We start from the raw sequence: 23233 nt of genomic DNA, 5'->3' as shown, positions 1-23233 counted from the left end.
GACCGCCCCGGGAGAGGCGCGCGGATCACCTCCTCACACGACGAAGGCCCGGATGCTGAGCGCATCCGGGCCTTCGTGGAGGATCGTGGTGGGTCAGCGACCGTCCTGTCGGCGGTCCCATCGGTCGTTCATGCGGTCCATGAATGAGGCGGAGCCCTGCGGCTGCTTCTTCGGACCGCGTTCGCGGGGTGCGGCGGAGAGCGGTCGGCGCACGGGGGTGACGGCGAGCATGACGCCGCCGAGCATCGCTGCGAATCCGATCACGCCGACGACGACGCCCCAGACGTCCCCGAGGATCACACCGACGATCAGCCCGCCCACTCCTGCGAGGAGCAGGAGCGCCCCGTACACCAGGTTGCGGTAGCTGAGTGCTCGGTCGCCTGACGGCGCACTCACGACATCGGCGTCATTGTGCAGGAGATGGCGCTCCATCTCATCGAGCAGACGCTGCTCCTGTTCGGAGAGTGGCATTTCGTCCCCCTCGGGTATGGTCTGTCCATTCTACGCGCGGTATGAGCCTCCGGGCTAGCCGTTCGGCCCCAGTTCCCTTTACGTATGCTGGGAGTCGTGCCGTCCCCCTCCCTCGTCCCCGACGCCGTCGCCGCCCGCCTGGACCTCTTCCTCGACCGGATGCGCACCGAGTCGCGCGAGTACGGTCCGGATGCCGCTGCACTCCAGGAATCCGCGGCAGACACGCTCGTCGGAGGCAAGCGCCTCCGCGCCCGTTTCTGCCACGCGGGCTGGCGCGCGGTCGCCCGTCAGCGCGATCGCGCCGCAGCGGAGACGGAGAGCCTGTGGGACGTGTGCGCCGCGCTGGAGATCTTCCAATCAGCCGCCCTCGTCCACGACGACCTGATCGACAACTCCGACACCCGTCGAGGACGCCCGGCCGCGCACCGCGCGCTCGAGGCGTCGCATCGTCGCGCCGGCTGGACGGGCGACGCCGAGTCGTTCGGCCGCTCGTCCGCGATCCTCCTCGGCGACCTCCTCGTCGCCTGGAGCGACGACCTGCTCGAGGACGCCGTCAGCTCTCTCCCCCACGCGCGCCGAGTGCGACGCGAGTACGCACGGATGCGTCGCGACGTCACGGTCGGACAGTTCCTCGACATCGCGGAGGAATCCGCCTGGAGCGTGAACGCGACGGACTCGCACGTCGAGCGCGCCCTGCGCGTGGTCTCCCTCAAGTCGGCCAGGTACAGCATCGAGCAGCCGCTCGTGCTCGGCGCCTCCCTGGCCGAGGCCGACGAGGAGCAGTTGCGGGCGCTGCGCCGGTTCGGACATCCGGTGGGGATGGCCTTCCAGCTCCGGGACGACATCCTGGGCGTCTTCGGCGACGCCGCCGTGACGGGCAAGCCTGCGGGCGACGACCTGCGCGAAGGCAAGCGCACCGTGCTCGTGGCGCTCACGAGGCAGTCGCTCGACTCCTCAGCGCGCACGCTGTTCGACGAACTCCTGGGCGACCCCGACCTCACCGCGGAGCAGGTGTCCTTCCTGCAGGCGACCATCGCCGGGTCGGGCGCGCTCGAGTCCGTCGAGGAGATGATCGCGGGCTACGCGAAGGACGCGGACCGTGCGCTCTCCGGCGCGCGACTCGACAACGCGGCCGTCGGGGAGCTGCGCGACCTCGCCCGAGCCGCGACGGTGCGCTCGGCCTGATCCCTGCGCCCGGACACTGACCGGGCAGGACTCTCAGGCGAGGGTCCGTGCGATGCGGCGCACCTCGCTCTTGTGTCCGGCGAGCAGCGCGGCGATCGGCGAGCGACCCAGGGTGTCCTCGTCGGCAAGGAGCCAGTCGACCACCTCGTCATCGCTGAAGCCGGCATCCTGCAGGGCGATCACGGTGCCGCGCAGCGACGGCAGCGGGTGCCCGTCGACGATGAAGACGGAGGGCACCGCGAACACGCCGGTCCGGCGCGATCCGACGAGGTAGTGCTCGTCGATCAGACGGCGGACGCGGCCGAGCGGCTCGCCCAGCGCCTCGACGAGGTCCGGCATGGCCAGCCAGTCGGTGGGGGTGGCCCCGGCGTTCTCGGGATTGCTGTTCTCAGACTGCTCAGACACGTTGCCACTATCTCATCTCCGCGGTCCGGGCGCATTTCCGGGACCGATATGTCACATGCGTCACATGCACCACTCCTGTTGACTTCCGTATACATACGTGTCAGCGTGAGCAGACGCCGAACAAGGGGGAAGCCTTGAGACAGCACGCTGTGCGACAGCCCGACTCGCGATCGCGCGCCGCCGCGCGACGGACGACCTACCTGCAGCTGGGGGTGCCCGCCGCCGTGCTCGGGACCCTCACGGGCCCCCTCGCCGTGGCCCCGGCCCACGCCGACTCCCCGGTCGCTCCGATCGAGCGGGCGCACGCGGCCGCACGGGTCGTGCCGCTCCAGACCACGCCGCCCACGTACGTCGTCCAGCCCGGAGACACGGTCTCGTCGATCGCGACCGGGTTCGGACTCCGCACGGTCGACGTGCTCACCTGGAACGGCCTCAGCTGGCGGTCGGTCATCTACCCGGGCCAGACGCTCGCGCTGACCGGGGCGGCCGCTCCGGCGGCTGCTCCGGCACCGGTCCCCACGGCCTCCCACGTCGTCGTCGCCGGCGACACCGTATTCGGGATAGCGAAGAAGTACGGTCTCACGGTCGACGCGGTCCTCGCCGCGAACGGCCTGACCCGAGCCTCGGTCATCTACCCCGGCCAGACGATCGCGCTGAGCGGGACCACTCCCGCGGCGGCGCCCGCTGCCACTCCCGCCGCGCCGGCACCGGTCGCGTCAGGCGCGCAGACGCACACGGTCGTCGCGGGCGACACGCTCTTCGGGATCGCGCAGAAGTACGGCACCACGACCGCCTCGCTGTTCGCGCTCAACGGCCTCTCCTCCGGCGCGATCATCTACCCGGGTCAGAGCATCGCTGTCACCGGCGCGCCCGCGCCCGCGCCCGCCGCGGTGCCGGTCGCTCCTGCGCAGTCGTTCGCCGCGCTCGATGCCGAACAGGCGGGCAACGCGGCTCTGATCATCGGCGTCGGCCGTCAGCTCGGCGTCTCCGACCGCGCGATCGCGCTCGCGCTCGCGACCGCGATGGTCGAATCGAGCATGCGCAACCTCGCGTGGGGGGACCGTGATTCACTCGGCCTCTTCCAGCAGCGCCCCAGCACCGGCTGGGGCCTGCCCGAGCAGATCCTGGACGCCGACCGCAGCACCCGCGTGTTCTTCGGCGGCTCCGCGGACCCCAACGGTCAGGCCACACGGGGACTGCTCGACATCCCGGGGTGGGAGTCGATGCGGTTCACGGACGCGGCTCAGGCCGTGCAGATCTCCGCCTACCCCGAGCGCTACGGCCTGTGGGAGACACAGGCCTACCAGTGGCTCGCACACTACGGATGACCGTGTTCCGGGCAAACCCGCAGGCTCGAGGGGCGAGCCGCTCCCGAGGCTTTCAGGGAGTCCTCAATAGAATCTTGACGTGACGACCAATCAGCAGGCCGACCCCCTCATCGGGCGGCTTGTCGACGGCCGGTACCGGGTGAGGGCCCGCATCGCCCGAGGCGGAATGGCCACGGTCTACGTCGCGACCGACCTCAGGCTCGAACGACGCATCGCCCTCAAGGTGATGCACGCGCATCTGAGCGACGACTCCGCGTTCCAGAGCCGATTCATTCAGGAGGCCCGTTCGGCCGCCCGTCTGGCCGACCCGCACGTCGTGAACGTGTTCGACCAGGGGCAGGACGGCGAGCTCGCCTACCTGGTCATGGAGTATCTGCCCGGCATCACTCTGCGCGAGCTCCTCCGCGAGCAGAAGCGACTGACGGTGCCGCAGACGATCACGATCATGGATGCCGTGCTCGCGGGTCTCTCCGCAGCGCACCGCGCCGGCATCGTGCACCGCGACGTCAAGCCCGAGAACGTCCTGCTGGCCGAGGACGGGCGCATCAAGATCGGCGACTTCGGACTGGCTCGCGCGACGACCGCGAACACAGCCACGGGACAGCAGCTCCTCGGGACGATCGCGTACCTGGCTCCCGAGCTCGTGACCCGAGGGACCGCCGACGCCCGCAGCGACATCTACGCGCTCGGCATCATGCTGTACGAGATGCTCGTCGGCGAGCAGCCGTACAAGGGCGAGCAGCCCATGCAGATCGCCTTCCAGCACGCCACGGAGTCCGTGCCGCGCCCGAGCGCGCGCAACCCCGGCGTCCCGGAACCGCTCGACGAACTCGTCCTGTGGGCCACCGAGAAGTCGCCCGACGAGCGACCAGACGACGCGCAGCAGATGCTCGACCGTCTTCGGGAGATCGAGCGGGACCTGGGCATCGCCCCTGCCGTCGCGGCCGCCACGACTCCGCAGCGCGCTCAGGCCGATTCGGCCGATCTCACGAAGGTCATGCCGAGCACCATGGTGCTCCCGAACCCGACAGCGCCGACGCCGGCGGCAGTGGACAACGCGACCCTGCTCCGACGACGCTCGTCACGCCGTCGGGCGCGTGGAGCCCTCCTGCTCACCCTCGTGCTCCTGCTGGCGACGGTCGCAGGAGGCGTGGGCTGGTGGTTCGGCTCCGGGCCCGGGTCCCTCGTGGCCGTGCCGAGCGTGGCGGGTCTCTCCTACGAGGATGCGGCCGCGCAGCTGACCGCCGAGGGCTTCGCGCCGGTGCGCGGTGAGGAGAACTCGATAGACGTCGCCCGCGATCTCACCATCCGCACGGATCCGGATGAGGGGCAGCGCCTCGACAAGGGCGCCACGGTGACCGTCTACATCTCGATCGGCCCCGCCGGCCACACCGTCGAGGCGCTCAACGGCAAGGCCGAGCAGGAGGCGCGGGACTACCTCGCCGACATCAAGGTCCGCGTGACCGAGCAGCCGCTCGTGCTGTTCTCGGACGCCGCCGAAGGCCAGGTCATCAACGCCTACGTCACTCCGCGCGACGGCGGCGAGGTCTACGCGTGCGGCGACGGGTGCGAGATCCTCGAGGACGACACGGTCGAGCTCTACGTCTCCGCCGGCGCGTTCCCCGACGTCTCGGGGATGTCCGTCGATCAGGCCACCACGACGCTGACGGACAAGCAGCTGCTGGTCAACCCGGAGATCGCGTATGCCTTCAGCGAGAACCTGGCGAAGGATCTCGTGATCGGCGTCGCCGACCGCGCCGAGGAAGGCAACTGGCGCCCCGGGGACACTGTGCAGCTCATCGTGTCGAAGGGACCGGAGCTGTTCCCCGTGCCGGACGTCACCGACAAGACGCTGGTCGAAGCGAAGAAGATCATCGAGGATGCCGGCTTCACGGCGACGTACGCGGCGTGGGGCGATCTTCCCGGCTTCGCCGAGATGGCGCGTGTGACGTCGCAGGACCCGGGAGCCGACAAGACGCTGCCGCGCGGCGGTACCGTCAAGCTTTCGATCCAGCTCAGCGGCTGAGCCGAGCGTCCGCTCTGCGCCGGGACGACACGGCAGTATGAGGAAGGCCCTCCCCGCTCGGCGGGGAGGGCCTTCATCCGTCGTGTCGACGGGTCAGCGCTTCTCGAGCTCCTCGGCAACGAGGAATGCCAGCTCAAGCGACTGCATGTGGTTCAGACGCGGGTCGCACAGGCTCTCGTAGCGCGTCGCGAGAGCGGCCTCGTCGATCCGCTCGGAACCGCCCAGGCACTCCGTGACGTCGTCGCCCGTGAGCTCCACGTGGATGCCGCCGGGGAACGTGCCCACGGCGCGGTGCGCCTCGAAGAAGCCGCGGACCTCGTCGACCACGTCGTCGAAGCGACGCGTCTTGTACCCGGTCGGCGTGGTGATGCCGTTGCCGTGCATCGGGTCGGTGACCCACAGCGGCTGCGCACCCGAGTCGCGGACGGCCTCGAGGAGCGGCGGCAGAGCGTCGCGGATCTTGCCGGCGCCCATACGCGTGATGAACGTGAGACGTCCGGGCTCGCGGTTCGGGTCGAGCTTGTCGATCAGCGCGAGCGCCGTCTCGGGAGTCGTCGTCGGACCGAGCTTCACACCGATCGGGTTGCGGATCTTCGAGAAGTAGTCGACGTGCGCGCCGTCGAGCTCGCGCGTGCGCTCCCCGATCCACAGGAAGTGCGCCGAGGTGTTGAACGGCGTGTCCGTGCGGGAGTCGATGCGGGTCATCGGGCGCTCGTAGTCCATGAGCAGACCCTCGTGGCCCGTGAAGAACTCGACGCGCTTGAGCTCGTCGAAGTCGGCGCCGGCCGCCTCCATGAACTTGATGGCACGGTCGATCTCCGCAGCCATGCGCTCGTAGCGCTGGTTGGCCGGGTTCTGAGCGAAACCCTTGTTCCAGGAGTGCACCTCGCGGAGGTCCGCGAAACCGCCCTGCGTGAAGGCGCGGATGAGGTTCAGCGTCGACGCCGCCGTGTGGTAGCCCTGGAGCAGACGACCGGGGTCGGCCTGACGGGATCCCTCGGTGAAGTCGTAGCCGTTGACGATGTCGCCGCGGTAGGCGGGCAGCGTGACGTCTCCGCGGGTCTCCGTGTCGCTGGAGCGCGGCTTGGCGAACTGCCCGGCCATGCGCCCCATCTTCACGATGGGCATCGAGGCGCCATAGGTCAGCACCACGGCCATCTGCAGGACGGTCTTGATCCGATTGCGGATCTGATCGGCGGTGGCGCCGGCGAACGTCTCGGCGCAGTCGCCGCCCTGGAGCAGGAAGGCCTGCCCGGACGCGGCGCGCGCGAGTCGGTCACGGAGGTTGTCGACCTCGCCGGCGAACACCAGGGGCGGGAGCGCTGCGATCTGCGCGGAGACCTCGGCGACGCGCTCGGCGTCGCCCCACTGAGGCTGCTGCTTGATCGGGAGCGCGCGCCACGCGTCAAGCGCGTCGATGTGGTGCTGGAGCATGCCCTCCAGCCTAGTGCGCGCGGCGAGTCGCGGACGCCTCAGGAGCGCCGTGTGACGCGCACCGGGAGCCGGTCCTTCACGGTGGACGCGTAGACGTCGTCGTACTCCTGCTCCCCCAGGCGCTGGAGCGCCACCATGATCTCGTCCGTGACGGACCGGAGGATGTAGCGGTCGTTCTCCATGCCCTGGTAGCGGGAGAAATCGAGAGGCTCGCCGATCACGATGCCGACCCGCACGATGCGCGGCACCTTCTGCCCGATCGGCATCGCGGTGTCGGTGTCGACCATGATCACGGGGATGACAGGGACCCGAGCCTCCAGCGCCATGCGCGCGAGTCCCGTGCGGCCACGGTAGAGCTTGCCGTCAGGGCTGCGCGTCCCCTCGGGGTAGATGCCGAGCAGGTCCCCCCGCCCGAGCACCTGGAGACCGGTGTTGAGGGAAGCCTCCGATGCCTTGCCGCCGGAGCGGTCGATCGGGATCTGGCCTGTGGCCTTCATGAAGAACTTGGTGGCCCAGCCCTTGATGCCGCGACCCGTGAAGTAATCGCTCTTCGCGAGGAAGGACATCGGGCGGTCGATCATGAGGGGCAGGAAGATCGAGTCCGCGAAGGACAGATGGTTGCTGGCGAGGATCGCCGCACCGGTGCGGGGCAGGTTCGCGCGCCCCACGATCCAGGGGCGGAAGACCGCCTTGACCACGGGGCCGATAGCGACGTACTTCATCAGCCAGTAGAACATCGATGTGAAGTCTAGCGCCGCCCTCGCTCCGCGCCAGCGTTCGCGCGAACTCCTGCACCCGCACCGCCGGTGAGGCGACCCAGTTCCATCCTTCATGCGACCCGGTCCCATGCCCTAGACTCGGGAGGGACACCGTGCCCGACCGGTACCGAAGGAGCTGCCGTGGTCCAGTTTGAAGTCCCCGCCGTCGTCCCCGCCGACCCCGACGCGAACATCACCGACCTGCTGGTGAAGCGTGTCGAGGCCACTCCGGATCGCCCCCTGTTCGCCGTCCCCGACGGCGAGAACTGGCGCGACATCTCCTCCGCCGACTTCCAGACCGCGGTCATCGCGCTCGCGAAGGGCTTCGTCGCCTCCGGCATCCAGCCCGGCGAGAAGGTCGGATTCCTCGCACGCACGACCTACGAGTGGTCGCTCGTCGACTTCGCGCTCTTCTACGCCGGCGCCGTGATGGTCCCGATCTACGAGACGAGCTCCCCCGCGCAGATCCAGTGGATCCTCGAGGACTCGGGCGCGATCGCGTTGATCGTCGAATCGCCCGAGCACTTCGCGCGCGTCGACGAGGTGCGCGGAGACCTCCCCCTCCTCCGCGAGGTCTGGCAGATGCACCTCGGTGCGATCGACACGCTCACGGCGAAGGGCGCATCGGTGACGGACGCCGAGATCGAGCGACTGCGCAGCATCGCGGTCGGCTCCGACATCGCGACGCTGATCTACACGTCCGGATCCACCGGACGCCCGAAGGGCTGCGTCCTGACGCACAGCAACTTCGTGGAGCTCGCCCGCAACTCGGCCAAGGCGCTCGACGAGGTCGTGCAGACGCCGGGATCCTCCACCCTCCTGTTCATCACGACCGCGCACGTGTTCGCGCGCTTCATCTCGATCCTCAACGTGCACGCGGGCGTCCGCACGGGCCACCAGCCCGACACGCGTCAGCTCCTTCCCGCGCTCGGCTCCTTCAAGCCGACGTTCCTGCTCGCCGTGCCCCGCGTGTTCGAGAAGGTCTACAACTCCGCCGAGCAGAAGGCCGAGGCCGGCGGCAAGGGCAAGATCTTCCGTGCAGCCGCCGACGTCGCGATCGAGCACTCCAAGCTCCTCGAAGAGGGCAAGAGTATCCCGTTCGGCATGCGCCTGAAGTTCGCGCTCTTCAACAAGCTCGTCTACGGCAAGCTGCGCGACGCCATGGGCGGCCGCGTCGTGTACGCCGTCTCCGGATCCGCGCCTCTCGGCTCCCGTCTCGGACACTTCTTCCACAGCCTCGGCGTCGTGATCCTCGAGGGCTACGGGCTCACCGAGACCACGGCGCCTGCGACCGTGAACCTCGCCGACAAGTCGAAGATCGGCACGGTCGGACCGGCGCTCCCGGGCGTCGGCGTCCGCCTCGCGGAGGACGGCGAGATCGAGGTGCGCGGCATCAACGTGTTCCGCGAGTACTGGAACAACCCGGAGGCCACGGCCGAGGCGTTCAGCGAGGGGGGCTGGTTCCGCACGGGCGACATCGGCAGCTTCGACCCCGAGGGCTTCCTCACGATCACCGGCCGCAAGAAGGAGATCATCGTCACGGCCGGCGGCAAGAACGTCGCCCCCGCCGCACTCGAGGACCCGATCCGTGCGAACCCGATCATCGGTCAGGTCGTGGTGGTCGGCGACCAGAAGCCGTTCATCTCGGCGCTCGTGACCCTCGACCCGGAGATGCTCCCCACCTGGCTGGCGAACAACGGCCTCGACAAGGACATGTCGCTCGCCGATGCCTCGAAGAACGAGGCGGTCCGCGCCGAGGTGCAGAAGGCGGTGGATGCTGCGAACACCCGTGTCTCCCGGGCCGAGTCGATCCGCAAGTTCACGATCCTCGACAGCGAGTGGACCGAGGGCTCGGGCCACCTGACGCCGAAGATGTCCATCAAGCGCAACGTCATCATGAGCGACTTCGCCGACGAGATCTCCGCGATCTACGACGAGCCCGTCTCGACGACGAACGTCGCGATCGGCGGCTGATCCCCGCGGATCATGACGAAGGCCCCCCCCCGCCGACCGGCGGGGGGCCTTCCTCGTCGAGGACGTCAGAACCAGGCGCTCTCGCGCACCTCGCGCATCGCCCGCTTGCGGGTCTCGGCGTCGAGGCGCGAGAGGTACAGCTTGCCGTCGAGATGATCGGTCTCATGCTGCAGCGCCTGGGCGAGCAACCCCTCGCCTTCCAGCACGACCGCCTCGCCGTCGAGGTCGATGCCCTCGACCCGCGCCCACGGGTAGCGGAGCGCATCGTGCCACAGACCGGGAACCGACAGGCATCCCTCCCCCGTCGGCACGGGTTCACCGCGCACCTCGGCGAGGACGGGGTTGATGACGTAGCCGATGTCGCCGTCGATGTTGTAGCTGAAGGCGCGCAACGCCACCCCGATCTGCGGCGCGGCGACGCCCGCGCGGCCGGGCAGCTCCACGGTGTCGATCAGGTCGGTCACGAGCGCGCGCACGCCGTCGTCGAGCGCGTCGATCGGCGAGCACATCGTGCGCAGCACCGGGTCGCCGAACACGCGGATCTCACGCACTGCCATCAGGAGCCCTTCGTCCGGAGGCCCTCGACGAGCAGAGCGGCGAGCTGGCGCGCCGCGACCCTGGTCTCGGGCTGGAGGTTGGCGAAGACGATCGCGCCACCTCCCGCGATCTGGGGGTCGTACGGCATCCGGACGACGTGCCGTGCTCGCGTGCGGAAGTGCGTCTCGAGCTCGGTCAGACGCACGAGAGGCGCTCCGGGTGTCGACTGATTGAGCACCACGACGGCATCCCGCGCCTGCTCGGCGTAGCCGTTCGTCTCCAGCCACGTGAGCGTCTCGGAGGCGAGGCGCGCCTCGTCGACGCTGAGGCCCGACACGATCACCAACTGGTCGGCGAGGTCCAGAGTCGCCGACATCACCGAATGCACGATCCCCGTACCGGTGTCGGTGAGCACGAGCGAGTAGTAGTGAGCGGCGACCTCGGCCACGTCGCGGTAGTCGCTGTCGCTGAACGCCTCCGCGATGCGCGGGTCCGAGTCGGAGGCCAGCACGTCGAGACGGGTGGCGTCCCGGCTCACGATCGCGGAGATGTCGTGGTAGCCCTTGACCTCGTCGTGGATGCGCACGAGGTCGCGCACAGAGCGGCTGTGGTTCGGGCGGACCACACGGTCGGCGAGAGTGCCGCGGTCGGGGTTCGCGTCGACCGCGATCACGCGGTCCTCGCGGGCATCCGCCAGGGCCATCCCGAGCAGACTGGTGATCGTCGTCTTGCCCACACCGCCCTTGCGAGACAGCACGGGGATGAAGCGAGCGCCACCCGAGATCGGGGCGGCGATGCGCGCGGTTAGCGCCTTGCGCTCGCGGGCGCGGCGCCCGTCGCCGATGTTGATGCGCCGACCGGAGATCGCGTACAGGAAGTGGCTCCACGCACCCTCCGGTTCGGGCTTGGCCACGCGGTGGGGGTCAAGCAGGCGATCGGCGGTGAGCAGATCGCTGCTCTCCCGGGAGGAGTTGCCGAGCTGGTCGAGGCGCTTGGAGGACAGCTGCGCATCCGCGCGCGATGCGCGTCGTGCCGGTGCGGCCGCCGGAGCGCTCTTCGGGGTGTCCACGGTTGCCCTCTCCTTCTCGACACGTGGCTGTCGTTCGACGTTCGTCCGGGTGCGGGAGCGGGTCTCCAGGTCGGCCTTCGCCTGCGCGATGAATGCGGCGGCGGCGTCCGCCTCGGCAGCGGCGGCGGACGCGGGGGTGACAGCTGCGGCCGGGGTCTCCGCGAGAGCGGCGGTCGTCGGGATCGGCCGGGCAGCAGGCGCCGCCTCGGGTTCGGGCTCCGGCTCCGGCTCCGGCTCCAGCTCCAGCTCAGGCTCCCGCTCCGGCTCAGGCTCCGGCTCAGGCTCCGGCTCCGGCTCCGGCTCCGGCTCCAGCTCAGGCTCCCGCTCCGGTTCAGGCTCAGCCTCAGCCTCAGGCTCCGGCTCCGGCTCCGGCTCCGGCTCCGGCTCCGGCTCCGGCTCCGGCTCCGGCTCCACGATCGCATCCGCCTCGACCGCACGCCGCGGTTCGGGCGGCAGCTCGATCACCATCGGCGCCCCGAGAACCGCATCCGAGATCTCCGCCGCGGCCTTGGCCGCGGCGACGGGCTCGTCGATGATGAGGTCCGCGACGACCTCACCATCGACGACACCGTCGTCTTCGAGCGCGTCATCCTCGTCCTGAGGGATCTCGACATCGACCTGGGCGGTCTTCCCGAGGATGCCGATTCCCGTCGTATCGATCGACGCGGTGTCGTCGAGCACACCGCGGGACTCGTCGTCCGGCGGCTCAGCCACGTTCTTCGGGGTCACGTCGTCACTCCAAGCTCATGCGGGCCTCGGGTGCGCTGCGTCGAGCGCGGCCCTGCCGCACAAGATTAGTGCGCCGGACGGATCACGACCAAAAGGTCGCCCGCGTCGACCTGCTGCGTCGCCCCGATCGCAAGGCGTTCGACGACACCCGCGACCGGCGCCGTGATCGCCGCCTCCATCTTCATGGCCTCGATCGACGCGACCGGCTCTCCGGCGCTCACGGACGCGCCGACCTCGACCTTGAGCGTCACGACACCCGAGAACGGCGCGGCGACCTGACCGGGCACCGAGGTATCGGCCTTCTCGACCTCGTGGGCATCGACCGCGATCGACCGATCACGCACGAACACGGGCCTCAGCTGGCCGTTGAGCGTGGTCATGACGGTGCGCATGCCGCGCTCGTCCGCATCGCCCACCGCTTCCAGGCCGACGTACAGCTGCACCCCGCGATCGATCTCGACCAGGTGCTCCTGACCCTGCACGAGCCCGTACAGGTAGTCGTTCGTGTCGAGCACGGAGAGGTCGCCGAACTGTTCACGGACCTGCGCGAACTCGCGCGTCGGAGCCGGGAACAGCAGCGTGTTGAGGCGCGCGCGACGCTCCGCGCCGCCCGCGGCGAGGGCTGCCTGGTCTTCGGCTGAGATCTCGGTGAGGCCCGTGCGCACCGAGCGGCCCGCGAGGACCTTCGACCGGAACGGCTCGGGCCATCCTCCGGGGAGATCGCCGAGCTCACCGGCCATGAAGCCGACGACCGAATCCGGCACGTCGTACTTCTCGGGTTTCGCCTCGAAATCGGCCGGGTCGGCCTTGACAGCGGCGAGGTGCAGGGCGAGATCGCCGACGACCTTCGACGAGGGCGTCACCTTGGGCACTCGCCCGAGGATGCGGTCCGCGGCCGCGTACATGTCCTCGATGAGTTCGAAGTCCTCGGCGAGGCCGAGCGCCTTCGCTTGCTGGCGCAGGTTCGAGAGCTGTCCGCCCGGGATCTCATGGTGGTACACGCGCCCCGTGGGCCCGGGCAGTCCCGACTCGAACGGCGCGTACATGCGCCGCACGGCCTCCCAGTACGGCTCGAGGTCGGAGACCCCGGCGAGGTCGATTCCGCTGTCGCGCTCGGTGTGCGCGAGCGCCGCCACGAGCGACGACAGCGACGGCTGGCTCGTCGTGCCGGAGAGCGGTGCGGATGCCGCATCCACCGCATCCACGCCTGCGGCGCTGGCCGCGAGCAGCGTCGCGAGCTGACCGCCGGGGGTGTCGTGGGTGTGCAGGTGCACGGGCAGGTCGAAGCGCTCGCGCAGCGCCGTGACGAGCCTCGCCGCGGCCGCGGGACGCAGCAGACCCGCCATGTCCTTGATCGCGATGATGTGGGCGCCCGCCTCGACGATCCGCTCGGCGAGGTCGAGGTAGTAGTCGAGCGTGTAGAGGTCCTCGGCCGGATTCAGCAGATCACCCGTGTAGCACAGCGCCACCTCGGCGACGGCGGTTCCCGTCGCCCGGACCGCCTCGATGGCGGGTCGCATCTGCTCGACGTCGTTCAGGGCGTCGAAGATGCGGAAGATGTCGACCCCGCTCGCCGCGGCCTCCTGGACGAAGGCCTCGGTCACCTCGGTCGGGTACGGCGTGTAGCCGACCGTGTTGCGCCCGCGGAGGAGCATCTGGATCGCGACGTTCGGAAGGGCCGCGCGGAGTTTGTCGAGACGCTCCCACGGGTCCTCGCCGAGGAAGCGGAGGGCGACGTCGTACGTGGCCCCGCCCCAGGCCTCGACCGACAGCAGTCCGGGGGTGAGACGGGCGATGTAGGGCGCCGCCGCCGCGAGGTCGCGCGTGCGCACGCGTGTCGCGAGCAGCGACTGATGCGCATCGCGGAACGTCGTGTCGGTGATAGCCAGGGCGCTCTGCTCGCGCAGGCTCCGCGCGAACCCCTCGGGACCGAGCTCGAGCAGCCGCTGACGCGAACCCGCCACGGGCTCGGTCGTCAGGTCGATCTCCGGGAGCTTGCTGCGCGGATCCACCACACCGGTATGCGCGCCGTGCGGCTTGTTGACCGTCACGTCGACCAGCCAGTTGAGGATCTTCGTGCCGCGGTCCTTGGACGCACGACCGCGCAACAGATCGGGACGCTCGTCGATGAAGGAGGTGCTCACGTCGCCCGCGATGAAGGCGTCGTCCTCGAGCAGCGCCTGCAGGAACGGGATGTTGGTCGAGACTCCGCGGATGCGGAACTCGGCGAGGGCGCGTCGGGCTCGGGCCACGGCGGCGGGGAAGTCACGCCCGCGGCACGTCAGCTTCGCGAGCATGGAGTCGAAGTGGGGGCTGATCTGCGCGCCCTGGTGCACGGTCCCGCCGTCGAGTCGGATGCCGGCGCCGCCGGGCGACCGGTACGTCGTGATCTTGCCGGTGTCGGGCCGGAACCCCTGGGTCGGGTCTTCGGTCGTGATGCGGCACTGCAGCGCCGCTCCGCGTACGTGCAGGTTCTCCTGCTGCAGCCCGAGCTCGGCGAGGGTCTGTCCGGAGGCGATGCGCATCTGGCTCTGCACGAGGTCGACGTCCGTGACCTCCTCGGTCACGGTGTGCTCAACCTGAATGCGCGGGTTCATCTCGATGAACACGACCTCGCCGGTGCGCTCCCCCGCGGTCTCGAGCAGGAACTCCACCGTCCCGGCGTTCTCGTAGCCGATCGACCGCGCGAAGGCGACCGCGTAGCCGTGCAGCGCCGTGCGGATGTCGTCGTCGAGGTTCGGCGCCGGGGCGATCTCCACGACCTTCTGATGGCGGCGCTGCACCGAGCAGTCGCGCTCGAACAGGTGCACGGTCTCGCCCGACTTGTCGGCGAGGATCTGCACTTCGATGTGCCGCGGCCGTACGACCGCCTGCTCGAGGAACATGCGCGGGTCGCCGAAGGCGCTGGCCGCCTCGCGCATGGCCTCGGCGAGGGCGGGAGCGAGCTCGGCGGCGGTCTCGACGCGCCGCATCCCTCGTCCGCCGCCGCCCGCGACGGCCTTCGCGAAGAGCGGGAAGCCGATCTCCTCGGCCTGCGCGACGAGCGCGTCCACGTCGTCGGATGCCTCGGTCGATCGGAGCACCGGGACCCCGGCCTCGATCGCGTGCCGCTTGGCCTCGACCTTGTTCCCCGCCATCTCGAGCACCTTCGCGGGCGGCCCGATGAAGACGATGCCGTTGGCGGCCGCCTTCTCGGCGAGCTCGGGGTTCTCGGAGAGGAAGCCGTAGCCCGGGTAGATCGCATCAGCGCCGGCTTCCTTGGCCACGCGGATGATCTCGTCGACGTCGAGGTACGCACGCACGGGATGCCCGCGCTCCCCGATCTCGTAGGCCTCGTCGGCCTTGAGACGGTGGACCGAGCCCCTGTCCTCGTGGGGGAAGACCGCCACGGTCCTCGCTCCCACCTCGAATGCCGCACGGAAGGCTCGGATCGCGATCTCGCCGCGGTTGGCCACCAGGATCTTCTGGAACATGCACACCTCTGAAAGCTCGATGCGCGACGTTTTCGGCACGCATGGGGCGGGGCTGAGTGTGCACCCAGCCTAGGGGAAGGTAACGTGGTGTCCGTGCACGTACTCAGCGTCAGCTCTCTCAAGGGTGGCGTCGGCAAGACGACCGTGACTCTCGGACTGGCCTCCGCGGCCTTCGCCCGTGGTGTTCGCACGCTCGTCGTCGACCTCGACCCGCAGTCGGATGTGTCCACCGGAATGGACATCCAGGTAGCCGGACGGCTCAACATCGCCGATGTCCTGGCGAACCCGAAGGAGAAGGTCGTCCGTCAGGCGATCACCTCCAGCGGATGGGCCAAGGTCCACCCGGGAACGATCGACGTCCTCATCGGCAGCCCGTCGGCCATCAACTTCGACGGCCCGCACCCGAGCGTCCGCGACGTGTGGAAGCTCGAGGAGGCTCTCGCCTCCGTCGAGGCCGACTACGACCTCGTGCTGATCGACTGCGCACCATCCCTCAACGCGCTCACCCGCACCGCATGGGCCGCGAGCGACCGCGTCATGGTCGTCACCGAACCCGGACTGTTCTCCGTCGCCGCAGCCGACCGCGCGCTGCGCGCGATCGAAGAGATCCGCCGTGGTCTCTCGCCGCGTCTGCAGCCGCTCGGCATCGTCGTGAACCGCGTGCGTCCCCAGTCGATCGAGCACCAGTTCCGCATCAAGGAGCTCCGCGACATGTTCGGCCCGCTGGTGCTCTCGCCGCAGCTGCCGGAGCGCACCTCGCTGCAGCAGGCGCAGGGCGCGGCGAAGCCTCTGCACATCTGGCCTGGCGACTCCGCGCAGGAACTCGCCGCGGACTTCGACCAGCTGCTCGACCGGATCATCCGCACCGGGCGCATCCAGGTCCCGGAGACCGGCCCGCAGGCCTGATCACCCGGACCGTCGACACACAGCAGAACGGCCATCCTCTCGCGAGGGTGGCCGTTTCTCGTTGTCCGCCGAGCGGCGCGGATGCCGTCAGGCGGAGCGCTTGGCGCGTCGGGCGCTGAGCTCGTCGACGGGATCGGGAGCGGTCGGGTCGAACTCGACGAGAGTCGACTCGACCTCGCGCAGCACCTTGCCGACCGCGATGCCGAAGACGCCCTGGCCCCGACTCACGAGGTCGATGACCTCGTCGTTCGACGTGCAGAGGTACACGGAGGCACCGTCGCTCATGAGCGTGGTGCCGGCCAGATCGCGGATGCCGGCGCGACGCAGCTCCTCGACAGCGGTGCGGATCTGCTGCAGCGAGATACCGGTGTCGAGAAGGCTCTTCACGAGCTTGAGCACGAGGATGTCACGGAAGCCGTAGAGGCGCTGCGACCCGGAGCCGCTCGCGCCGCGCACGGTCGGCTCGACGAGTTCGGTGCGCGCCCAGTAGTCGAGCTGACGGTAGGTGATGCCCGCCGCGCGTGCGGCGACCGCACCGCGGTAGCCGACCTCGTCGTCCATGGCCGGTAAGCCGTCGGTGAAGAGGAGTTCGGTCACGAACCGCGGGTCGCCTGCGCGCTCATCCGCATCCATCTGAATCCTCCTCGGGGCTGTTACCTCCACGCTAGAGCAGGCCCTCGGCAGCGGCAATGACATCCGTGCGAGCGTGAAGGTGTGTCGCAATCAGTTCGTTACGAAAGCAGTCTGTTCAGCGCGTCCTTGACGAACAGCGCACGCACTTCGTCGATCTTCGCCGCCAGCGTGGGCGCCATCTCGTTCGCCTTGGCGCGGGAGGCTGCATCCGTGCGGCGCAGCAGCGCGGACATGGCCGACTCGATGAGCGCGACCTCGCGATCGGCGCCCTGACGCAGCGAGCGGAGGTGTCGCGGCTCGATGCCGTGGCGGTCGAGGGCGACCAGGCCGCGCAGCAACGTGACCGTGCCCTCGGCGTACGACTCCTGGGCCGTGATGACCCCGGTGCTGATGGCGTCGTTGAGGAGCTGCGGTCCGGCGCCGGCCGCCGACAGCAACTCGTCGCGGCGGTAGCGGCGAGGGGTCGGCGTGATCGAGGGCGGCGGCACGATGGCGGCGGACTCGCCGCTCGCCTCAGCCTCGTCGAGCTGCTCCCTGATCACGCTGAGCGGCAGGTAGTGGTCCCGCTGCAGGGTGAGTCCGAGGCGGAGTCGCTCGATGTCGGAGCCCGAGAACTTGCGGTACCCGGATTCGGTGCGTGAGGGCGTCACGATGCCCTGGACCTCGAGGAAGCGCAACTTGCTGGAGGTGAGATCGGGGAACTCGGGCGTGAGCCTCGCGAGCACCTGGCCGATGCTCAGAAGGCCCGCGGACGCTGAGCGTTCACGGGCGGGTGCGGCCGCCATCAGCCGTTCGCCGAGACTCGATCGACCGGGGATACGAAGAAGTTCAGACGGAACTTGCCCACGCGGAGCTCGGAGCCGTCGACCAGCACGCTGCGGTCCACGCGCTCGCCGTTCACGTACGTGCCGTTGAGGGAACGCTGGTCGATGATCTCGAACGACGATCCGGTGCGGGTGATCTCGGCGTGACGACGCGACACGGTCACGTCGTCGAAGAAGATGTCGGCCTCGGGGTGGCGCCCCACGGTCGTCACGTCGGTGTCGAGGAGGTACCGGGCCCCCGCCAGTGCGCCGGAGCGCACGAGCAGCAGGGCGGAACCGGCGGGCAGTGCGGCGATCGCGCTCTGCTCGACGTCCGTGAGCTCCACGCCGAACGGCACGAAGGAAAGATCCGAATCGTGCCCGAACGTCTGGGTCACGTCGTGCCTCTGCTCGCCGGAACGGTGGATCGCGGCGTCTTCCGCCGGTCGGCTCTCGCTGTCTGTCACTGTGCCCTCCTGACAACCCAGACTAACGGATGCGGACGCCCGCGCGGGAGGCCGGATCGCACTCAGGTGCTGCATACCGGAACTCCATAGGCTGGGCACGTGAAAACCACAGCCCGTCGCCGTTCCACCACCCCGGTCGCCCTCGCCGCAGCCCTTCTCTCGGCGTTCCTGATCCTGGTCGCACCCCTCTCGGCATCCGCGCACGACTCCCTCCTGGCCTCCTCTCCCGAGGCCGATGGGACGGTCGACACGCTGCCCTCCGCCCTCACTCTCACTTTCAGCGCCAAGCTGATCGACGGCGAGGGCGCGACCGAGGTCGTCGTGACAGATGCCTCCGGCGTCTCCGTGACCGACGGACCCGCCACCGTGGACGGCGCGATCGTGACGCAGCCGCTCGTGGCAGAGGCCGCGGCCGGCGCCTACCGCGTGGTCTGGAAGATCGTCTCGAGCGACGGTCACCCCACCTCGGGCGAATTCTCCTTCACGGTCGCGAACAGCTCCGTCACCGAGCCGCCCGTCGAGACCCCGGCGACGACCCCGAGCGCCGCGCAGACGGTCTCCCCCACCGCGGAGACGCCCACCCCCTCCCCGGTCGCCACGCCGGACGAGGGGTCGTCGGCGTCGAACTGGATCTGGCTGCTCGCGATCCTCGGCATCCTGGTGATCGTGGTCGCCGTGGTCATCGCGTTCGCCCTTCGGGGGCGGCGCACCGGTACGGAGGACGCCGCGGACGAGGGCCCGGACTCTGATTCCGACGCCCCGACGGAGCGCTAGGCTTAAGGCATGCCACACTACGACGTCGTCATCCTTGGTGCAGGTCCTGGCGGATACGTCGCTGCGGTTCGCAGCGCGCAGCTCGGCCTGTCCACCGCGATCATCGAGGAGAAGTACTGGGGCGGTGTGTGCCTCAACGTCGGCTGCATCCCCTCCAAGGCGCTCCTGAAGAACGCGGAGATCGCGCACACGCTGAACCACAAGGCCGACTTCTTCGGCATCTCGGGTGAGTTCACGATCGACTACGGCAAGGCGTTCGACCGCAGCCGCGTCGTCGCCGACGGCCGCGTCAAGGGCATCCACTTCCTGATGAAGAAGAACAAGGTGACCGAGTACGACGGCCGCGGCACCTTCACGGGCCCCAAGGCCATCTCGGTCGCCAAGTCCGACGGCACGACCGAAGAGGTCACCTTCGACAATGCGATCATCGCGACCGGCTCGAAGGTCCGCCTGCTCCCCGGGGTGCAGCTCAGCGACAACGTCGTGACGTACGAAGAGCAGATCATGAGCCGTGAGCTGCCGAAGTCGATCGTCATCGTCGGCGCCGGCGCCATCGGCATGGAGTTCGCCTACGTCATGACGAACTACGGCGTGAAGGTCACGATCATCGAGTTCCTCGACCGCGCCCTCCCCAACGAGGACGCAGACGTGTCGAAGGAGATCACGAAGCAGTACAAGAACTACGGCGTCGACATCCTCACCTCCACCAAGGTCGAGAGCGTCGTCGACAACGGCTCGTCGGTCACCGTCTCCTACACCGGCAAGGACGGCCAGCAGTCGTCGATCGAGGCCGACAAGGTGCTCATGTCGGTCGGCTTCGCCCCGAACGTCGAGGGCTTCGGTCTCGACAAGACCGGCGTGAAGCTCACCGAGCGCGGCGCGATCGACATCGACGACCACATGCGCACGAACGTCGAGGGCATCTACGCGATCGGCGATGTGACGATGAAGCTGCAGCTCGCGCACGTCGCCGAGGCGCAGGCCGTCGTCGCCGCCGAGACCATCGGCAAGGCCGAGACGCAGACGCTCGGCGACTACCGCATGATGCCGCGCGCGACGTTCTGCTCGCCGCAGGTCGCGTCGTTCGGACTCACCGAGCAGCAGGCCAAGGACGAGGGGCGCGAGATCAAGGTCGCGACGTTCCCGTTCATGGCGAACGGCAAGGCGCACGGCCTCGGCGAGCCCGTCGGCTTCGTGAAGCTCATCGCCGACGCCGAGCACCTCGAGCTCATCGGCGCGCACATGATCGGCCCCGACGTATCGGAGCTGCTTCCCGAGCTCACGCTCGCGCAGAAGTGGGACCTCACGGCGCTGGAGCTCGCGCGCAACGTGCACACGCACCCGACGCTGTCGGAGGCCCTGCAGGAGGGCTTCCACGGTCTCGCCGGTCACATGATCAACTTCTGATGCGGTACGAAGGGCTCGGATGCGTCGGCATCCGAGCCCTTCGTCATCCCTGCCGTTCGTCGGCGATCAGCCCGCGGGTTCCTCCCAGCGCAGCTCCAGGCGGGCGGGCAGGGCTCCACGCACCGTCCAACCCGGCGGTGCGACGGCACGGAGCTCGCGCGGCGTGTACGAGCGGCGGATGCTGAGAAGGCCGTCGACCCGGATGAACGAGCCGCGCAGGAACGACCTCGAGAGCAGCGCGGTGCCGAGGTCGAACAGCGCGTACGCGGCGGTGCTCCGCGCGATGTCGCGGTGCACGACGACGCCGCCCGGATTCACGAGACGGCGCGTGTCCTCGAGCACCTCCTGGCGCTCGGCATCCGCGAGGTGATGCAGGACGTGGTTGGAGAACACCACGTCGTATCGTTCCTCCTCGGCCACGAGGTCTGCGGCCAGCGCGCGCCGATAGCGCACTCCCGCTCCCCCGTCGTTCGCCTTCGCCCAGCGGACAGCCCTCTCGTCGGCGTCCAGCGCCGTGACCTCGGCCGCGAGTCCGTCTCGGCGGAGCCTGCGTGCGATCATCCGACTCACGTCGCCGCCCCCCGCTCCGACGTCCAGGATGCGGACGGGGCCGCGCCGGGCGCGCGGCAGGATGTCGCGCCGAAGCAGCAGTCCGGGCCGCGCGACCGCGGCGTTCACGAGCCGGAATCGGTCGTACGTGCGCTCGAGCATCGCGAGATCGGCGTCGGGGTCGTCCATGAGCTCGACGAGCTCGGGCGCCCGCGCCGACAGGTCGACCTTCATCCGCCGGCTACGACCGTCAGGAGAGCGCTCTCGGCCGTGAGGCCGGGGCCGAAGGCCATGGCCGCCACACGCGAGCCGTCCGCGGCCCCGCTCGCGAGGATGTCGCGGATCACGAACAGCACGGTCGCACTCGACATGTTCCCGTACTCGCGCAGCACCGTCCGCGCGGGAGCGAGCTGACCGTCGCTCAGGTGCAGCCGGTCCTGCACGCGATCGAGGATGCCGCGTCCGCCTGGGTGCACGGCCCAGTGCGCGACTTCGTCGCCGATCCGTCCGCCGTCGAACGCGCCGAGCAGTTCCTCGTCGGCGTCGAACAGCGGACGGATCGCGTCGAGGATCGTCTCGCCGATGATGTGCGGGACCGCGGTCGACAGGACCATCTCGAAACCCGTGTCGCCGATCGTCCAGGCCATGTCCTTCTCGCCCTCGGGAGCGATGGCGGTGTGGAAGCGGTCGAGAGCGACCGCTTGGACCCGGGTGCTCAGGTCGCGCGCGGTGACGATGCCGGCGGCTGCCCCGTCGGCGAACAGCGAGGAGGCGACGATCACATCCGGATCGTCCGACGAGCGCAGGTGCAGGGTGCACAGTTCGACACTGGCGACGAGCACCACGGCGTCGGGATCGGCGAGGCAGAACTGGCGGGCGGCGCGCAGCGCGGGCATCGCGGCGTAGCAACCCATGAACCCCAGGTGGTAGCGCTGCACGGAGTCCGGGAGGCCCAGGGCGCGCACGATCTCGTAGTCGGGTCCTGGTGCGTGGAATCCGGTGCACGATGCCGTGATGACGTGCGTGATGTCGGACACGTCGAGGTCGGGGTCCGCCGCGATCGTCCGCCGTGCGGCCTCGACGACGAGCCGGGTGGACTCCCGCGTGTAGAGGTCGTTGCGCGCCTTGGTTCCGGGTGCGAGCAGCAGACCCGACGCCCGATCGTAGAACATCGGCTCGTCGACCTGCGCGGACGACGCGAGCTCGTCGACCACGGTATGCCGCGTGGCGATGCCCGACTCGTTGAAGGATGCGCCGATCAGACGCTGCGCGAGTCGACCGATGCCGGGCTGCGACGCGAAGATGTCCCGCACCGCGTCCTGTGCGATCACGGTCTCGGGGACCACCGTCTCGAGGGAGCGGAGGAGGACGGAACGGCTCATGGTGTCACTCAAGCATGCCGTGGAGAGCCGAGGAAGGGGCTTGCGCCCCGCTCAGAATCCCAGCGCTCTGGCGAGCTTCGAGCCGGATGACGCCTCGCGGCCCCCCGCAGCGGACACGGCCCGCTCGACGGCGGCGAACAGCGCCTCGCGACCCGCAGCATCCGCGGGTGCGGCCGGTCCGAGCTCGAACTCCCACTCCCGCCACTCGCGTACGACGTCGGCGCGGAGATCCGTGGCGCGGACGTGGTCGTCGACGAACTCGGCGATCACACCGTCCGGACCCGTGAGGTGGAAGGCAGTGCGGCTGTTCTCGATGCGGGCGAGGGGCAGCAGTTCCCCCGTCGTCCATCGAGCGAGAGTCTCGGTGACCGCGGAGGGCACGACGTCGGCGTCGCCCAGCGGCCAGCCGATCTCGAGTCGGCCGTCCCCCTCGCGCGGCCCCTTGATGTGCCAGCCCTCATCCGGTCCGCCGGTGCGTCGCCGCAGAGCGACCCCGGCGCGGGAGAGCTCGGCGTCGCCCGTGTCGAGGTAGCGCGCGTCGAGCTCGCGCAGCTCTCCCGCCGAGACCTCGTCGACCCCGGGCAGGCCGGTCCAGTCAGGCAGCGGGGTGTCGGCATCGACGTCGTACTTGCGCTCGACTTCGACGACCCGCGAGGGCTCCACCGAGGACCGTGCCGCGTCGTGCGACTCAGTCATCCGCCGGATTGATGTCCTCGAGGGACTCGTCGTACCAGTAGTCCACCTCGGTGGGGCCGTCGGAGTCGCCCGTGTTCTGCGCGTCGCCGCGACGGTTGTAGACGATCTGCGTCTCGCTGTACGGGACGATCAGCTTGTCGTCTGCATCGGCGTCGAGGGGGATGATCTGCCCGTCCAGCGGGCCTCCGTGGAGTCGTGCGAGTGCCATCCCCTCACCATAGCCCGGT

The 23233-nt window shown here is 69.5% G+C and carries 21 protein-coding genes; 7 read left to right on the top strand and 14 right to left on the bottom strand.

What is annotated here, in order from left to right:
* Window positions 1-93 precede the first annotated feature (93 nt).
* Window positions 94-471 carry a DUF3040 domain-containing protein gene (locus MRBLMX7_RS17100; RefSeq protein ID WP_363370315.1) on the bottom strand — a complete coding sequence of 126 codons (378 nt, stop codon included), beginning with the start codon at window positions 469-471 and terminating at the stop codon, window positions 94-96.
* Between the two features lie 84 nt (window positions 472-555).
* On the opposite strand from MRBLMX7_RS17100, the gene MRBLMX7_RS17095 reads away from it, so the two are divergent.
* A complete protein-coding gene (locus tag MRBLMX7_RS17095; protein ID WP_414685119.1) occupies window positions 556-1656 on the top strand; it encodes a polyprenyl synthetase family protein in 1101 nt (366 codons plus the stop codon).
* 33 nt (window positions 1657-1689) lie between these two features.
* Here the strand turns inward: MRBLMX7_RS17095 and MRBLMX7_RS17090 are convergent, their stop codons facing one another.
* Window positions 1690-1995 carry an Rv2175c family DNA-binding protein gene (locus MRBLMX7_RS17090; RefSeq protein ID WP_363370986.1) on the bottom strand — a complete coding sequence of 102 codons (306 nt, stop codon included), beginning with the start codon at window positions 1993-1995 and terminating at the stop codon, window positions 1690-1692.
* Between the two features lie 200 nt (window positions 1996-2195).
* Between MRBLMX7_RS17090 and MRBLMX7_RS17085 the strand changes: the two genes are divergently transcribed.
* Together MRBLMX7_RS17085 and pknB are read left to right on the top strand one after the other, a co-directional pair.
* The gene (locus MRBLMX7_RS17085) at window positions 2196-3389 is read left to right on the top strand and encodes a LysM peptidoglycan-binding domain-containing protein (RefSeq protein WP_363370313.1); all 1194 of its coding nucleotides are present in this window, start codon (window positions 2196-2198) and stop codon (window positions 3387-3389) included.
* A 79-nt stretch (window positions 3390-3468) separates the two neighbouring features.
* A complete protein-coding gene (pknB, locus tag MRBLMX7_RS17080) occupies window positions 3469-5415 on the top strand; it encodes a Stk1 family PASTA domain-containing Ser/Thr kinase (RefSeq protein WP_363370311.1) in 1947 nt (648 codons plus the stop codon).
* A 93-nt stretch (window positions 5416-5508) separates the two neighbouring features.
* Here pknB and MRBLMX7_RS17075 read toward each other — a convergent pair whose 3' ends face one another.
* Together MRBLMX7_RS17075 and MRBLMX7_RS17070 are read right to left on the bottom strand one after the other, a co-directional pair.
* Window positions 5509-6849 carry a class II 3-deoxy-7-phosphoheptulonate synthase gene (locus MRBLMX7_RS17075; protein ID WP_050723723.1) on the bottom strand — a complete coding sequence of 447 codons (1341 nt, stop codon included), beginning with the start codon at window positions 6847-6849 and terminating at the stop codon, window positions 5509-5511.
* A 38-nt stretch (window positions 6850-6887) separates the two neighbouring features.
* Window positions 6888-7586: a lysophospholipid acyltransferase family protein gene (locus MRBLMX7_RS17070; protein WP_363370309.1), complete on the bottom strand. Its 699-nt coding sequence runs from the start codon at window positions 7584-7586 to the stop codon at window positions 6888-6890.
* Window positions 7587-7748: 162 nt separating this feature from the next.
* On the opposite strand from MRBLMX7_RS17070, the gene MRBLMX7_RS17065 reads away from it, so the two are divergent.
* On the top strand, window positions 7749-9581 hold the full coding sequence (locus tag MRBLMX7_RS17065) for an AMP-dependent synthetase/ligase (RefSeq protein ID WP_363370308.1): 1833 nt from the start codon (window positions 7749-7751) through the stop codon (window positions 9579-9581).
* A 65-nt stretch (window positions 9582-9646) separates the two neighbouring features.
* Here the strand turns inward: MRBLMX7_RS17065 and def are convergent, their stop codons facing one another.
* From def to MRBLMX7_RS17050, 3 genes are all read right to left on the bottom strand, one after another.
* The gene (gene def / locus MRBLMX7_RS17060; RefSeq protein ID WP_363370306.1) at window positions 9647-10138 is read right to left on the bottom strand and encodes a peptide deformylase; all 492 of its coding nucleotides are present in this window, start codon (window positions 10136-10138) and stop codon (window positions 9647-9649) included.
* Complete coding sequence (locus MRBLMX7_RS17055) at window positions 10138-11916, bottom strand: MinD/ParA family ATP-binding protein (RefSeq protein ID WP_363370304.1); 1779 nt, start codon at window positions 11914-11916, stop codon at window positions 10138-10140. Before MRBLMX7_RS17055 ends, def begins: the two co-directional genes overlap by 1 nt.
* A 65-nt stretch (window positions 11917-11981) precedes the next feature.
* The gene (locus MRBLMX7_RS17050) at window positions 11982-15389 is read right to left on the bottom strand and encodes a pyruvate carboxylase (RefSeq protein WP_363370302.1); all 3408 of its coding nucleotides are present in this window, start codon (window positions 15387-15389) and stop codon (window positions 11982-11984) included.
* A 93-nt stretch (window positions 15390-15482) separates the two neighbouring features.
* On the opposite strand from MRBLMX7_RS17050, the gene MRBLMX7_RS17045 reads away from it, so the two are divergent.
* Entirely contained in the window at window positions 15483-16295 is an 813-nt protein-coding gene (locus tag MRBLMX7_RS17045) for a ParA family protein (protein WP_050723866.1), read from the top strand.
* An 87-nt stretch (window positions 16296-16382) separates the two neighbouring features.
* Here the strand turns inward: MRBLMX7_RS17045 and MRBLMX7_RS17040 are convergent, their stop codons facing one another.
* From MRBLMX7_RS17040 to MRBLMX7_RS17030, 3 genes are all read right to left on the bottom strand, one after another.
* Window positions 16383-16928: a MerR family transcriptional regulator gene (locus MRBLMX7_RS17040; protein ID WP_050723717.1), complete on the bottom strand. Its 546-nt coding sequence runs from the start codon at window positions 16926-16928 to the stop codon at window positions 16383-16385.
* 98 nt (window positions 16929-17026) lie between these two features.
* Window positions 17027-17713 carry a MerR family transcriptional regulator gene (locus tag MRBLMX7_RS17035; protein WP_050723716.1) on the bottom strand — a complete coding sequence of 229 codons (687 nt, stop codon included), beginning with the start codon at window positions 17711-17713 and terminating at the stop codon, window positions 17027-17029.
* A complete protein-coding gene (locus tag MRBLMX7_RS17030; protein WP_152926228.1) occupies window positions 17713-18198 on the bottom strand; it encodes an FHA domain-containing protein in 486 nt (161 codons plus the stop codon). The genes MRBLMX7_RS17035 and MRBLMX7_RS17030 overlap by 1 nt, the downstream gene beginning before the upstream one ends.
* A gap of 99 nt (window positions 18199-18297) precedes the next feature.
* Between MRBLMX7_RS17030 and MRBLMX7_RS17025 the strand changes: the two genes are divergently transcribed.
* Together MRBLMX7_RS17025 and lpdA are read left to right on the top strand one after the other, a co-directional pair.
* Window positions 18298-18972 carry a copper resistance CopC family protein gene (locus MRBLMX7_RS17025; RefSeq protein ID WP_363370298.1) on the top strand — a complete coding sequence of 225 codons (675 nt, stop codon included), beginning with the start codon at window positions 18298-18300 and terminating at the stop codon, window positions 18970-18972.
* A 9-nt stretch (window positions 18973-18981) separates the two neighbouring features.
* Window positions 18982-20379: a dihydrolipoyl dehydrogenase gene (gene lpdA, locus MRBLMX7_RS17020; protein WP_050723714.1), complete on the top strand. Its 1398-nt coding sequence runs from the start codon at window positions 18982-18984 to the stop codon at window positions 20377-20379.
* A 66-nt stretch (window positions 20380-20445) separates the two neighbouring features.
* On the opposite strand, the gene MRBLMX7_RS17015 is transcribed toward lpdA, so the two are convergent.
* From MRBLMX7_RS17015 to MRBLMX7_RS17000, 4 genes are read right to left on the bottom strand one after another with little or no spacing between them, the layout of a single operon-like run.
* Window positions 20446-21162 (bottom strand): methyltransferase domain-containing protein, encoded by a 717-nt coding sequence (locus MRBLMX7_RS17015; RefSeq protein WP_363370296.1) that lies wholly within the window; start codon window positions 21160-21162, stop codon window positions 20446-20448.
* A complete protein-coding gene (locus MRBLMX7_RS17010) occupies window positions 21159-22310 on the bottom strand; it encodes a type III polyketide synthase (protein ID WP_363370294.1) in 1152 nt (383 codons plus the stop codon). Before MRBLMX7_RS17010 ends, MRBLMX7_RS17015 begins: the two co-directional genes overlap by 4 nt.
* 51 nt (window positions 22311-22361) lie before the next feature.
* The gene (locus MRBLMX7_RS17005) at window positions 22362-23006 is read right to left on the bottom strand and encodes a CYTH domain-containing protein (protein ID WP_363370292.1); all 645 of its coding nucleotides are present in this window, start codon (window positions 23004-23006) and stop codon (window positions 22362-22364) included.
* A complete protein-coding gene (locus MRBLMX7_RS17000; protein WP_050723710.1) occupies window positions 22999-23214 on the bottom strand; it encodes a hypothetical protein in 216 nt (71 codons plus the stop codon). Before MRBLMX7_RS17000 ends, MRBLMX7_RS17005 begins: the two co-directional genes overlap by 8 nt.
* Window positions 23215-23233: the final 19 nt, after the last annotated feature.

The sequence above is a fragment of the Microbacterium sp. LMX7-1.2 genome (assembly GCF_040675935.1).
Lineage (GTDB): Bacteria > Actinomycetota > Actinomycetes > Actinomycetales > Microbacteriaceae > Microbacterium.
Note: the sequence above shows the minus strand (reverse complement) of the source record. Positions and strands in the feature narration are given on the sequence as shown.

Bases quoted from the DNA above. Each gene is read 5' to 3' on its own strand.
- MRBLMX7_RS17100 (WP_363370315.1), bottom strand. From the start codon at position 471: ATGCCACTCTCCGAACAGGAGCAGCGTCTGCTCGATGAGATGGAGCGC.
- MRBLMX7_RS17095 (WP_414685119.1), top strand. From the start codon at position 556: ATGCTGGGAGTCGTGCCGTCCCCCTCCCTCGTCCCCGACGCCGTCGCC.
- MRBLMX7_RS17090 (WP_363370986.1), bottom strand. From the start codon at position 1,995: ATGCCGGACCTCGTCGAGGCGCTGGGCGAGCCGCTCGGCCGCGTCCGC.
- MRBLMX7_RS17075 (WP_050723723.1), bottom strand. From the start codon at position 6,849: ATGCTCCAGCACCACATCGACGCGCTTGACGCGTGGCGCGCGCTCCCG.
- MRBLMX7_RS17070 (WP_363370309.1), bottom strand. From the start codon at position 7,586: ATGTTCTACTGGCTGATGAAGTACGTCGCTATCGGCCCCGTGGTCAAG.
- def (WP_363370306.1), bottom strand. From the start codon at position 10,138: ATGGCAGTGCGTGAGATCCGCGTGTTCGGCGACCCGGTGCTGCGCACG.
- MRBLMX7_RS17050 (WP_363370302.1), bottom strand. From the start codon at position 15,389: ATGTTCCAGAAGATCCTGGTGGCCAACCGCGGCGAGATCGCGATCCGA.
- MRBLMX7_RS17040 (WP_050723717.1), bottom strand. From the start codon at position 16,928: ATGGATGCGGATGAGCGCGCAGGCGACCCGCGGTTCGTGACCGAACTC.
- MRBLMX7_RS17035 (WP_050723716.1), bottom strand. From the start codon at position 17,713: ATGGCGGCCGCACCCGCCCGTGAACGCTCAGCGTCCGCGGGCCTTCTG.
- lpdA (WP_050723714.1), top strand. From the start codon at position 18,982: ATGCCACACTACGACGTCGTCATCCTTGGTGCAGGTCCTGGCGGATAC.
- MRBLMX7_RS17015 (WP_363370296.1), bottom strand. From the start codon at position 21,162: ATGAAGGTCGACCTGTCGGCGCGGGCGCCCGAGCTCGTCGAGCTCATG.
- MRBLMX7_RS17010 (WP_363370294.1), bottom strand. From the start codon at position 22,310: ATGAGCCGTTCCGTCCTCCTCCGCTCCCTCGAGACGGTGGTCCCCGAG.
- MRBLMX7_RS17005 (WP_363370292.1), bottom strand. From the start codon at position 23,006: ATGACTGAGTCGCACGACGCGGCACGGTCCTCGGTGGAGCCCTCGCGG.
- MRBLMX7_RS17000 (WP_050723710.1), bottom strand. From the start codon at position 23,214: ATGGCACTCGCACGACTCCACGGAGGCCCGCTGGACGGGCAGATCATC.